Annotated in this window: 12 protein-coding genes; 5 read left to right on the top strand and 7 right to left on the bottom strand. The window is 71.1% G+C overall.

Translation table 11 applies throughout. The annotated features are described in order from the left end of the window. Positions 1–272 precede the first annotated feature (272 nt). Positions 273–1,244, bottom strand: coding sequence for a hypothetical protein (locus tag AC27IY_RS42750; protein ID WP_487181514.1), 972 nt, complete (start codon positions 1,242–1,244; stop codon positions 273–275). Between the two features lie 19 nt (positions 1,245–1,263). Next, positions 1,264–1,845 (bottom strand): TetR/AcrR family transcriptional regulator, encoded by a 582-nt coding sequence (locus AC27IY_RS42755; RefSeq protein WP_487181515.1) that lies wholly within the window; start codon positions 1,843–1,845, stop codon positions 1,264–1,266. Positions 1,846–1,906: 61 nt separating this feature from the next. On the opposite strand from AC27IY_RS42755, the gene AC27IY_RS42760 reads away from it, so the two are divergent. Continuing rightward, on the top strand, positions 1,907–2,827 hold the full coding sequence (locus AC27IY_RS42760) for a hypothetical protein (RefSeq protein WP_487181516.1): 921 nt from the start codon (positions 1,907–1,909) through the stop codon (positions 2,825–2,827). On the opposite strand, the gene AC27IY_RS42765 is transcribed toward AC27IY_RS42760, so the two are convergent. Beyond that, positions 2,811–4,484 (bottom strand): hypothetical protein, encoded by a 1,674-nt coding sequence (locus AC27IY_RS42765; RefSeq protein WP_487181517.1) that lies wholly within the window; start codon positions 4,482–4,484, stop codon positions 2,811–2,813. The two genes, AC27IY_RS42760 and AC27IY_RS42765, sit on opposite strands and share 17 nt — an antisense overlap. A 162-nt stretch (positions 4,485–4,646) precedes the next feature. Between AC27IY_RS42765 and AC27IY_RS42770 the strand changes: the two genes are divergently transcribed. The 4 genes from AC27IY_RS42770 to AC27IY_RS42785 all read left to right on the top strand — a co-directional run bounded on the left by AC27IY_RS42770 (position 4,647) and on the right by AC27IY_RS42785 (position 8,289). Then, positions 4,647–6,164, top strand: a complete 1,518-nt coding sequence (locus AC27IY_RS42770; protein WP_487181518.1) for a serine/threonine-protein kinase — start codon at positions 4,647–4,649, stop codon at positions 6,162–6,164. Between the two features lie 31 nt (positions 6,165–6,195). Further along, on the top strand, positions 6,196–6,615 hold the full coding sequence (locus AC27IY_RS42775) for a VOC family protein (RefSeq protein WP_487181519.1): 420 nt from the start codon (positions 6,196–6,198) through the stop codon (positions 6,613–6,615). A gap of 63 nt (positions 6,616–6,678) precedes the next feature. Then, complete coding sequence (locus AC27IY_RS42780; RefSeq protein WP_371250758.1) at positions 6,679–7,401, top strand: MBL fold metallo-hydrolase; 723 nt, start codon at positions 6,679–6,681, stop codon at positions 7,399–7,401. Positions 7,402–7,476: 75 nt separating this feature from the next. Further along, positions 7,477–8,289 (top strand): hypothetical protein, encoded by an 813-nt coding sequence (locus AC27IY_RS42785; RefSeq protein WP_487181520.1) that lies wholly within the window; start codon positions 7,477–7,479, stop codon positions 8,287–8,289. Between the two features lie 3 nt (positions 8,290–8,292). Here AC27IY_RS42785 and AC27IY_RS42790 read toward each other — a convergent pair whose 3' ends face one another. The 4 genes from AC27IY_RS42790 to AC27IY_RS42805 all read right to left on the bottom strand — a co-directional run bounded on the left by AC27IY_RS42790 (position 8,293) and on the right by AC27IY_RS42805 (position 11,846). Further along, positions 8,293–9,030, bottom strand: a complete 738-nt coding sequence (locus AC27IY_RS42790) for a DUF4097 family beta strand repeat-containing protein (RefSeq protein ID WP_487181521.1) — start codon at positions 9,028–9,030, stop codon at positions 8,293–8,295. A gap of 82 nt (positions 9,031–9,112) precedes the next feature. After that, positions 9,113–9,952 carry an LLM class flavin-dependent oxidoreductase gene (locus AC27IY_RS42795; RefSeq protein WP_371250761.1) on the bottom strand — a complete coding sequence of 280 codons (840 nt, stop codon included), beginning with the start codon at positions 9,950–9,952 and terminating at the stop codon, positions 9,113–9,115. A 66-nt stretch (positions 9,953–10,018) separates the two neighbouring features. Continuing rightward, positions 10,019–10,366, bottom strand: coding sequence for an STAS domain-containing protein (locus AC27IY_RS42800; protein ID WP_487181522.1), 348 nt, complete (start codon positions 10,364–10,366; stop codon positions 10,019–10,021). Positions 10,367–10,400: 34 nt separating this feature from the next. Continuing rightward, positions 10,401–11,846 carry an LCP family protein gene (locus AC27IY_RS42805; protein WP_487181523.1) on the bottom strand — a complete coding sequence of 482 codons (1,446 nt, stop codon included), beginning with the start codon at positions 11,844–11,846 and terminating at the stop codon, positions 10,401–10,403. Positions 11,847–11,904: the final 58 nt, after the last annotated feature.

The raw sequence follows: 11,904 nt of genomic DNA on the forward strand, positions 1-11,904 counted from the left end.
CTACGACGCACCCCTTCACCTGCCAGCGAACGACGGTCTTTCTGTACAGCGGAAACAGGCGCAGTAGACGTTTGGAGGAGCGGTGCCGGCCCCGTCGTTGACCAGCTCGGCGCCTCGGGCCTGCGTCACGATCGCTTGGACGGCACGGGCGAGTGCGTCGTCGCCGGTGAGTTCGCCAAGTGCGTCGTGGCCCAGCAGGACCCACGCCTCCAGTTCGTGGAGTACGAGGTGTGGCAGGAAGCGAGGGTCCGGTGCTTACCGTGGCGCTTGCCTCACGGCTTGGTCAGGGTCTGGAGGTCGCCCCGGACCAGCATCTGGTTGGCGAACATCGCGTTCGTGGTGTCGTTCAGCGTCAGAACGGCCCGCAGCACGGTGTGATCGTCCGAGCTGACCCGGTCGTGCGCGATCTGCGCGGCATGCTTTCCGTACGTTCCGCCGTCACCCATGGTCCCCGTCGGGACGAGGCGGGTCGTCAGGGCGCGTTCGACTTCGGTGGCGGCGGATGCCGACGGCAGTACGCAGATGACGTTGACGGGCCGGTCGTTCAGGTCGGCCGGGCGGCGCAGCCCCACCCCGTACAGGGTGACGGTTTCACTGGGCGAAGTCGTGATCGTGGCTGCGGCGACGTCGCCGAGGCAGGAGGCCATGGCCGCGTACGCCGGCTTGTCGGCCAGTGTGGTCTCCCCGCCCAGGACGGCCGTGAGCGGGTCGGGGGACGAGGCCGTGGCGACCAGGGAGTCGGTGACCACGACCTGGTTGAGCTGGTTGGTCACGCCGGGAACGATCGTCCGGGACAGGTCGATCTCGTCGCCGGGGGAGAACGAGAGCCCTTCGTGGCCGCCCATCTCACGGGGCTTGGCGCCGTGGGCGGTCAGCTTCTTGCGTACGGCGTCCGCATCGACCTCGCCGTCGAACCGGAACGCCTGCTGCGGAGGCACACCGATCGAGATCGCCCGCGTGCCGGCCGTGGGGGTCATGCCCGTGGCCTCCGGCAGGGCCGCCGCGGCTGAGGCGAAGCTGCCCAGTCCGGAGACGGATGCGGGTAACCAGCGGCGGGCCTCGGCGGCGCCTGCCTTGACGCCCAGGTCACGCCACCAAGCCGGTTCGCCGTACTCGAAGTACGCGGCGGCGGGTCCCTCTCCGGAGACGGCGGCCATCGCTTCCTTCAGGCCGCCTTCGCCGCCATTCTGCCCACATCCGGTCAGGGCCAGCAGTGCTGTCAGTGCCACGGTGATTCTTCGCATGGGCGCGAGCGTAGTTGGCTCAGTCGTTCAGGTGGGCCAGGGCGGTGCTGGTCACGCGTACGGCGTCGTCGATCCAGGCCGGGATGGGCTCGCCGATGAGCGGCCGGACGATGCCGTAGGGAGAGTCGCGGCACGCCAGGGCGATCACCTCCAGTCCGTGCGGGGTGATGCGGCCGTAGCGGCGTTCGGTCAGGCGGTGCAGGTGGGCCGCGACGGGGGCATTGAGGTCGCGGAGCTCGTCCTGGAGCTGGGGCGGGCCGGTGGCGACCAGGTCGGCGTAGCGGAAGACGGTCATCATGCGGGCGTCGCGCGGGTGGCGGCGGCAGAAGTCGGGGATCCAGAGCGCCGTGCGCACGATGGCCTCGATGGGTTCGTCCGTGTCGGCGGCCGAGGTCAGGCCGGCCTGGAACGCCTTGATGGAGCGGATCCATGCCGTCGCGAAGAGCACGTCCCTCGACGGGAAGCGGTGGTAGATCGAGCCCGAAGGGGCGCCGAGCAACGCGGTGACGTGGCCGACGGTGGCCGAGCGCCAGTGCTCGAAGGCCGCGTCCCGTGCCGCGTCGAGGATCTGGTCGTGGGTGAACGAGGGACTTCTGGGCATCGCGATGAGTTTATCCGCTACGGTTGTTCTAGAGATCGTTCTCTAATTGGGGGAGTGGATCATGAACAGAAGTGCCTTAAGAACCGCCGTGCTCGTGGTCGCGGTCGTGTCCTGCCTGCCGTACCTGATCTTCAAGGTGGCCTGGCTCGCGGGCTCCACGATCGGGATCACCGACGCCGCGGGCCAGGCGCTGATGAACGATCCGCGGCACGTCGTCGGCAACTACATCACCGTCGCCATGGACCTGCTCGCCATCGCCCTCGCGGTGGTGCTGGGGCGGCCGATCGCCCATCGCCTGCCGGCCTGGCTGCTGCTGGTGCCCGCCTGGGGGGCCACCGGGCTGCTGGCCCCGATCGTGCTCGGTCTCCCGCCCGGACTGCTGGTCCAGGCGGTCGCCGGTACGGCGACGCCCGTCGGGAGTGGGGACGGACTCGCCGGGTGGGTGTTCGTCACCATCTACGGTGGTTTCGGGGTGCTGGGCTGCTGCCTGGCCGTCCTCGTCCTGCTGCACGCCATGGAACGCTGGTCCCGTACCTTCGCCACCGGCCCCCCACCGGCCGATCGGACGGTAGCGGCGATCTGCGCAGTCCCCCTGCTCGGCTACGCCCTGGCCCTGGTCGTCTGGGCGGTCACGGGTCCCGAGGGCGGCGGGCCTGCCGGGTTCGAGAGTCCGGCTCAGCGGACGGTGCTGGCCGTCACCGGGCTCCTGGTCGCGATCGGATACGTCACGCCGCCGGCGCGCGGCTTCGTGGGCCGTTTTCCGGGCTCGGCGGTCGTGATGACCTGGATCGGGTGTGGCGTGGCCACGCTGTCCGGGCCGACCTTCATCGTGCTCAGCCACGACGGCATCGTCCGCGTCCCGCTGCTGGTCGCGGCCGTGGCGTCGGCGGTGGCGGGGCTGCTGTACTCGATCGTTCTCCTGTGGTCCGCGGGCCGGGGTGCACGGGCGGTGCAGCCCCGGCCGTTCACGGCTTCAGCGTGAGTCTCTTCCTCGACGCGCCCGGAAACACGACGACCAGGTGCTGCTCCTCGCCTGCGGTGTCAATCCGTACGTAGACGCGGAGCCGGTAGCGGCCCTTGCCCTTGATCGCCAGGTTCGGCATCGGGGCGCCCGCGCCCACCTCGTCCTCGCCCATCTCCGGGACGGTGAGCCGGCCGGTGCGGCTGACGATCGGCACCTCCTCGACCTGCTGCCACCCGGCCGTCCGCCGGGGCGGCGCAGTGCGGAACGCCTTCACGGTGAGGCACAGGTCCGAGACGTCCTCGATGTGCCCGACGAGCGCGGAGTTGCGGCCGGCTGTGACGAGGCCGTCGCCGCTGTACAGCTTGTCCGCCTCCTCCTCGACCGTTTCGTCGCCGGGGTCGTGGACCAGGTAGCCGGGATCGCCGTCCACGAACAGGAAGTATTTGGCCGTGGCCTGGACGACGCCCTTCGTGCGGGGCCACGGGTCGCGGCACTTCGCGTTCTCCTCGGCGATGTAGGAGTCGTTCGCCGCCTGTGTCTCCTCGGCCGAGCGCAGCAGTTCGGGATGGGTCGCGCCGATGATCTCGGGGCAGACGTAGACGAGGTCCCACGGGTCCACGCCCCAGGACGGCCGCGCGCTTCCTGCGCGCGTCAGGATCGCCACCTGCTCGTCGCGGTCCTTCGCCCGGCACAGCGCCCGCCCGTACGCGAGGATCGCCTGGTCCGACATGCTGTCCGGGAACATGGGCGGGCCTCCGCCGTCCATGCCCCGCGCCACGCACAGGAACACGGCGTCGCGTTGCGCGGGTTTCAGGTCGCCGAAGCTGGGCCGGTCATAGCAGTCCGTCGACCAGCCGGTGTAGGTGAGGCGCGCGGCCTGCTCCGGGTGGATCATCGCGATGATCGGCAGGACGGTCACGGTCGCCACCGCGACGCGGATCATCCGCTGCCTGGCGGGCGGAAGATCCGGTACGGGGTTCTCGGTGGGCAACTCGCGGGCGGTCGCCGCCATCCACACGGTGGTGACGAGCCCCATCGCGTCCAGCATGACCGGCAACACCAGACCGCCGCCCGGGAACTGTCCGGCGAGCAGGTTGAGCGGGATCAACAGCGTGTAGACACCCATGGACGCCCATCCCGCGATCAGCGTGCCGCGGCTCCATCGGCCGTCGCGCCACTGCCCGACGACCGTGAGGGCGGTCGCCGCCGCACTGCCCAGCATCAGGCCCAGCACGACGACCTCGCCCCAGTGGACCTGAGGGAGGTCGAGGTCGTCGAGCAGTTGGTCGGCCATCCCGGCCAGCTCGACCGCGAACAGCGCTGCGGCCGCCGCGCGCAACAGGCGGGACCGCCAGCGGATGACGAGCAGGTAGAGGACGTCGATCGCGGCCCACAGCGCGAGCTGGAATGCCGTGTCGACCGCGTCGGGGAGCAGCCCGATCGGGTACCACAACACGAGGGCGTACGCCACCGCCAGATACAGCAGCCGGCGCAGCGCTCTCGCCCGGCGGTCCAGCGGTCCCGGCAGGGGAGCACGCAGGATCAACCACAGGAACGCGGCCTTCACCAGGGCGGTCACGAGCAGCATCACGGTCGTCGAGGTGTCGAATCCGGCGCGCTCGCCGTACGGCGGCGACCATTGGACGGCCGTCCAGAGCCAGTCGTCGCCGAACACCAGGCCCGCGACGGTCGCCGCAAGAACCAGACCTACTAAGCCGATCCTGATAATCCGCCATAAATGATCTGAAGACACGGGTCGCGAGCCTAGCGCGGCACCGGTTCACGAGCCGGTCAATAAGATCGCTGCTGTTGCGACGCGACGGCGACGGGAGCCTGGATGAGCGACCCCGGCGGCTTCGGCCCCCTGACGATGGACGAGCGCGAGTCGATCGGCCCCTACCGGATCGTGGGCCGGATGGGCGCGGGCGGCATGGGGGTCGTCTACGCGGGGGTCGCGGCCGACGGCGCCCGGGTCGCGGTCAAGGTCATCCATCCGGGGCTGGCGGCGGACCCGCAGTTCCTGGCCCGGTTCGTCCGTGAGGTGGAGCTGCTGTCGCGGGTGCGGGGGCGCTGCGTCGTCTCGGTGCTGGACGCCGACACCGGCGCGATGCCGCCCTGGCTGGCCACCGAGTTCGTCCCGGGGCCGACGCTCAGCACGTACGTCCAGCAGAACGCGCCGCTGCCCCCCGACAGGCTGCTCTCGTTCGGCGTGGACATCGCCGAGGCGCTCACCGACATCCACCGGGCCGGCATCGTGCACCGCGACCTCAAGCCCGGGAACGTCATCCTCGCGGACTCCGGCGCGAAGGTCCTGGACTTCGGCATCGCGCGGGCCCTCGACGAGAGCGGGCTCACGGGCACCGGCGCGCTGATCGGCACGCCCGGCTGGATCAGCCCCGAGCAGTACCGGGGCGACCAGGCGGACGCCGCCGCCGACGTCTTCGCGTGGGGCGCGCTCATGACGTACGCGGCCACCGGGCGCCCGCCCTTCGGCACCGGGGCTCCCGATGTCCTCGCTTATCGGGTCATGGGCGTCGATCCCGATTTATCCGGAGTGCCGAAGGAGGTCCGCGAGCTCGTACGGAGCGCCCTCGCCAAGGACCGCGCAGCCCGGCCGCCCGCCGAGGAGGTGCTCGCCCGGCTCACCGCGATCAGGTCGGGCACGGGCCCGGCGCCCGTCACCCTGCCCTTGACGACGCGCACGAAGGTCCTGCCGCCTCCGGCGGTGCCCGCCAGGCGCAGGCTGATTCCGGGATGGGCGGCCGCGGCGGTGGCCGTCGCCGTCGTGGCGGTCGTGGCCGGGGGAGCGGCGCTGGCGTCGAGCTCCGGACGAGGACTGCTGGAGGCGTTGCTGAGCCCGAGCGAAAGCCCGACCGCGACGACGAAGACGTACGAGGAGACCCCGGCCCCGGACACGAGCGACGAGACCAAGGACCAGCCCACGGACGACGCCACCACGGACGACCCCACAGCTGACGCCGAGGACGAGACGGCGACCCCGGAAGAGACGGCCACCCCGGAGAAGACGCGTCCCCCACGCAAGCAGCCGGCCTCCACAGCCCCCACCCCATGCGCGTCCAAGAGCTCCATCCTCCGTGAGGCCGCCGCGCTGAACGGCGGCAACCTCCCGTCGGACGCCGCCGTCGCGGCCCGGCTGTGCGTGGGGAACTGGGTGGCGGCCAGGATCGAATCCCCGAGCGTCGGCGGCATCGACCTGATCGCCACGCGCGACGCCACCCGCTTCCTGGACGGCGACATCGGCAGCAACCTCTGCTCACGCGACTACGGCTCGAAGCTGGTGACGGCCGCGCCCGCCCGCATCACGTCGTTCCTCTGCCCCAACGGCGTCGACTGACCAAGGGGGGCGGGGCCGTTAGGGTCGCGGCATGGAGGACACGACCGAGCCCGTCACGGGCTCCCTGCACCACGTCGAGATCTGGGTGCCCGACCTGGACCGCGCGACCCGGAGCTGGGGCTGGCTGCTGACGGAGCTGGGGTACGAGGTGTTCCAGGAGTGGCCGGACGGCCGGAGCTGGCGGCTGGGGACGACGTACGTGGTGCTGGAGCGGTCGCCCGCGCTCACCGCGGGCAGCCACGACCGGCGGCGTCCCGGCCTGAACCACCTCGCCTTCCACGCGGGCGGCCGGGCCGAGGTGGACGCCCTGGCCGAGCGGGCCGCCGCCCACGGCTGGACGCTGCTCTTCCCCGAGCGCCACCCGTACGCCGGCGGCGAGCGGCACTACGCGGCCTATCTGGCGGACGAGGACGGCTACGAGGTGGAGCTGGTCGCGTACGGAAAAGGCTGAAGTGGGCCTCTCTCCCGTATATCCGGTGTGAGATTCTTCGGGACGGCTACCACGGGGGGCGTATTGACCAGGGTCACCTTTCTCGGCACCGGCAATTTCACCGGCATCGGCCGCTATTGGAATGGATTCGTGCTCGACGATCACATTCTGGTCGAGCCGTCGCCCACCGCGCTGCCCCACCTGCATCGCTGCGGCATCGACGTGGCCGGCCTCGACGTGGTGGCGATCTCGCACTTTCACGCCGACCACACCTTCGGCTGGCCTTTCCTGCTGCTCGAACTGCTGCACCGGCACGCCGCCACGCCGCTCCACGTGGTGGGGCCGCCGGGGGTCGAGCGGTTCCTGCGGACGATGATGGACGTCGCCGGCGTTCCCGGCATCCACGAGGAGGCGCACGAGAAGCTCGACCTCCGCTACGTCGAGGTGGACTGCTCGTGGCAGGTGGCGGGACCGGTCAAGTTCCGGGCCGTGGAGGTGGACCACGTGCCGCATCTCGACTGCTACGGCTACGTCTTCGAACGCGACGGCGGAACCGTCGGCTACTCGGGTGACACGCGGCCGTGCGCGGGCCTCGACGCGCTCGCGGCGGCCAGCGACACGCTCATCCTGGAGTGCAACGGCCCGCACCACCCGGCGGCCGGGCACATGGAGGTCGCGCACGTGGAGGCGTTGCGCGAGCGCTTCCCCGCCCTGCCGTTCGTGCTGACCCACCTGGGGGCGGGGGTGGAGGCCGGGCACATCGAGCGCTGCCTGGTGCCGGACGACTTCCAGACGATTGAGATCTAGCCGCCTGCGATCGCTGTTAGGGTCGTGCCCATTCTCTTGATCACCTAGAGCATTCCGTCATGCAGGGGGAGGGTCATGCGGACCACGAGCAAGATCGCCGTCGTCACTTCCATGCTCGTCGCCTCGGGCGCCGCTCCGGCGGCGGCGGCGAGCGCGCGGACGGCGCCCGCCTTCGTGGCCTATCACGACGTGAGCGCCGCCGAGAGCGCCAAGCAAATACGCCGGCTCAAGGACCAGGGCTACCGCCCGCTGACCGTGAACGTCTCCGACGGCGAACGGTACGCCGCCGTCTGGGTCAAGGGCGGCTCGTCACAGTGGAGCGTCCGGCAGGGCATGTCGGTCTCCGACTACCGGCAGCGCTTCGACGCCGCGCTGAAGGAGGGCTCCCAGCCGGTGTCGGTGTCGGCGACGGGCCCGGCGGGCTCGGCCGTGTTCGCGGCCGTCTTCGAGAAGAAGGCCGGCAAGGTCTACGCCCGCCACCACCTCACGGGGAGCGAGTTCGCCGCGGCCGACAAGTACGCCACCGGCAAGGGCCTCGCCCTGACCTCCGTGGACGCGTACGGCACCCCGGACGACGTCCGCTACGTGGCGGTCTGGGCCACGAACCCGGGCGGCGCTTCGTCCTTCACCCACGGCCTGAGCCGCTCCCGGCACGAGGCCGAGTTCCACGCGAGGAAGGACAAGGGCTTCCGTCCGGTCAAGGTCGCGGTCGCGCCCGACGGCACGTACGCGGCGGTGTGGCGCAAGGACGGGCTCAAGTCCTGGGCGCACTACATCGACATGAGCGCGTCGGGTTACCAGGCCCGGTTCGACCAGCTCAAGGACCAGGGGTTTCGCCCGGTCCAGGTGAACGCCGAGAACGGCAGGTACGCCGCCGTATGGGAGTAGCGGTCACCGCACGCGGACGCGGACGTTCCCGGTGCCGCTGCGGGCGACGATGGCGGCCGGCGCCTTCGGGTCGTTCCTGACCTCGGAGTCGACGGAGCCGTCCTTGCTGCGGGCGGTCACCGCGTACGAGCCCTTCGGCACCGTCGCCGTCACCCGGCCGTCAGCGGACTCCAGGTCCAGGTCGGCCGGGGCGGTGACGAAGGTGACGTCGATCGCGCCGTCCACGGTCCGGGCGCGCAACGCCGGAGAGGTCAGGCCGGTGGCGGTGATCGGGCCGTCGCTGCGCAGGCGCAGCCGGCCCGAGGCGGTGTCCACCTGGATGTGCTCGCGCGAGACCGCGTCCACGTCCTGCTTGAGCTCCTTGAGTATGACGCCGTCCGGGGCCTCGACGGTGACGTGGACGGCGGGCGGCACCCTGACGTGGTAGCGGGCGCCGCAGTCGCCGAAGATCATGCTGCAGTCCGCGCCGAGCCGCAGGACGCCGTCGCGCAGGGACCAGGTGGCGTTGCCCTCGCGGGCCGCCTTGCCGCGCACCCAGCGTTCCACCTGGACCGAGCCGGCCGTGCCGGGCAGGACGCGGACGCCGCCCAGCGAGGAGACGATCTTCAGCTCGGTGCCCGTCACGGGGAACGCGCGGGTGGCGCGGACGTCTTCGGCGTCGAGGCCGCCGCATCCGGCCGTGGTGAGGGCCGTCAGGGCGGCGACGGCGGTTGAGGCTGCGATCACAGCGAGTCGCGTCATGGAATCGATCTTCGCGACAAGGGGCCCCGCCCTCATCGGCCATCTGACCGACCACCATCGGCCAGATGGCCACCAGCCCGGGTTAAAGGGCCGCCAGGAGAGCCCGGACGTGCCGCAGCGGGTCGGCGAGGTCCAGCGGCCGTACGACGACGGTGTCCGCCCCGGCCGCCGCCAGCCACTTGATCCGCTCGGCGGCCTCCTCGGCCGTCCCGGTCGCCATCACCACGTCCTCGGGCGCCACCCCCAGGAACCCGGCCTGCTCCTCGATCAGCCCGCGATCGACCGTGTAGCCGTCGCCGACCCCGAGGAAGGTGAACATCACCACCTCGTGCCCGTCCCCGGCCCCGATGGTCTTCCGCATGGCGGTGAGCTGCGCGGGCCCGACGCCTTCCGGCAGGATGGTGCCGTCCGCCACCCGCCCGGACAGCGCCAGCGACTTCGGCCCCTTCACCCCGGCCAGCAGCGGCGGGACGGTGGCGGGCGGGTGCACGAGCGAGACCCCGTCGAGCCGGACCTCCCGGCCCTCCAGCGTCACCGTCTCGCCCCGCAGCAGCGCCCGTACGGACGTGATCGTCTCCTCCAGCAGCGCCAGCGGCGACGCGGGGGCCGCCCCGGCCTGTCGCATCCATTCCCGTACGCCGTGCCCGATCCCGGCGGCGAGCCGCCCCGGGTGCAGGCGGGCGAGGTTGCCCAGCTCCATGGCCAGCAGCACCGGGTTGCGCAGGGGAGCGGGGGTGATGCCGATGCCGACGCGCAGGCGGGAGGTGACCGCCAGGGCGGTCGCGGCCGAGGTGAGGCCGCCCGCCCAGCCGAGGTCCTCGACCACCCACAGGTCGTCGGCGGAGCTGTCGTCCAGCTCCCTGGCGAACGGCACGAGCCGCTCGGGCGGCAGGCCCCGGTCGAACATCACGCCAAGTCTCACGGTTTCCTCCAGCAGTTGCGGGAACACCCGGCCGACAACCGAGTATCCAGCACGGGAGGAAGAGGGTCAGGCCGCCGTTCCGAGCACCGTACGGGCCGCGGTCATCGAGTCCGTGGTCTCGAAGTGCCGGTCGAGGTTCGTGATCGTCAGCAGATGCTTGATCATGCCCGGGGCCAGCACCAGGATGAGGCGCCCGCGCATGTGCTGGATGTGGTTGAGCGTGGCGACCAGGACGCCCAGGCCGACCGAGTCGCAGAACGGCACCTCGCTGAGATCGAGCACGAGGTTAGGGGGGTCGGCCTCGGCTATGGCCTGCTCCAGCTCGGCCTGCAGCCGGGGAGCGGCGGCCACGTCGAGATCGCCGACGACGTGCAGGACGGTGCAGGGGTCCTCCCGCCAGTATCTGACCACCATGACCAGCACCTGCCCGACACGCGAAAAGATATGCCTATTGCTTACATATGTTCTGCATTGCCGTTTTGGTGGTTGGTGTAACAGCGGGTTTCGGAGTGGCGTCGGACGAGGTCTTTTTCGCGATTTTCGGCTGGTCGCTGCCGACGATCACCTCGATGCCCTTCACGTCCGCCTTCTTCAGCTCCGCGCCGGGAACGGCCGCGGCGACCACGCGGGCGGCGGCCTCCTGCCCCTCGGGATAGCGGATCAGGGTCCGCTTGTAGTCCTTCTTGTCGGTGTTGCCGGGCTCGTCGGGCACCTTGAAGCCGTACGCGACCAGCCCCTCCTTCGTCCGCGCCCCGAGCCCGGTGATGAGCGTGCCGTTCTTGACCTTGAGCGTGACGCTGCCCGGCGCGACCGCGGAGGGCTTGGCCGAGGGCGTGGCGGCGGCCGTCGGCGTGGGCTTGGTGACGTCCTGGTCGCTGTCGATCTTGGCGAACAGGTCCTTGGCGGCCGGCTTGTCCCACAGCACCGCCGACTCGCCCGTGGGGGCGCGGTAGTTCACGTCCGCCAGCGGCACGTCCACGAAGCGCACGTTCTGCAGCGAGACGTCGCGCATCTGCACGGCGAGGTCGACCAGGCCGTCGTCCGGGTCCACCTTGACCGTGCCCAGCGTGGAGTTGACGAACGAGGCCAGCTTGGCCGGGTTGCTCAGCGTCTCGGCGCTCAGCGCCCTGTTGAGCAGGGCCGAGATGACCTGCTGCTGGCGGTCGATGCGGTCGAGGTCGGAGCGGGCCGTGGCGCGGGTCCGGGCGTACAGCAGGGCCTGCACGCCGTCGAGCTGGTGGGTGCCGGCGGCCAGGTTGAGCGCGATCTTCTGGTCGGCGATCGGCACGGGCGTGCAGACGGTGACGCCGCCGAGCGAGTCGACCACGTCGATGAAGCCGAGGATGTTGACCTCGATGTAGCGGTTGATCCGCAGCCCGGTGGTCGCCTCGACGGTCTCCTTGGCCAGCTTCGGCCCGCCGAACTGGTAAGCCGAGTTGATCTTGTGCTCGCCCTTGCCGGGGATCGTCGTCCAGGTGTCGCGCGGCAGGCTCACCACCGTGACCTGGCGGTGGTCCTCCGACAGGTGGATCACCATCATCGTGTCGGTGCGCTGGCCCACCTCGCGGCCCAGCTTGAGGCGGTTCTGCTGCTGCCGGGTGAGGTCGTCGCGCTTGTCCACGCCGACGAGCAGGATGTTCTCGGCGCCGCCGCGCGCCACCGACTCGCCGACGCCCGCGTCCACGGTGCCGATCTGCCGCGGGGTCGCCCACACGACGCCGGTCGTGACCAGCACGCAGGTGGACAGGAACCCGGCGATCAGCACGTTGCGCCGCCGCGCCTTCGCGCTGCGTCTGAACGGCCGGCGCGCACGGTTGGGCGTGAGCCTGACGCCCCCGTAGGCGTCGCCGCCCACGAGCACTCCGGCGTCCTCCTCCTCGCCCGGGTCGCGCATGCCCGTCCCCCCCAAGTCACCCCGGGATCGGGCTTTCGATTGCCCGACTCCCTCGCCG

Source organism: Nonomuraea sp. B208 (assembly GCF_057536035.1).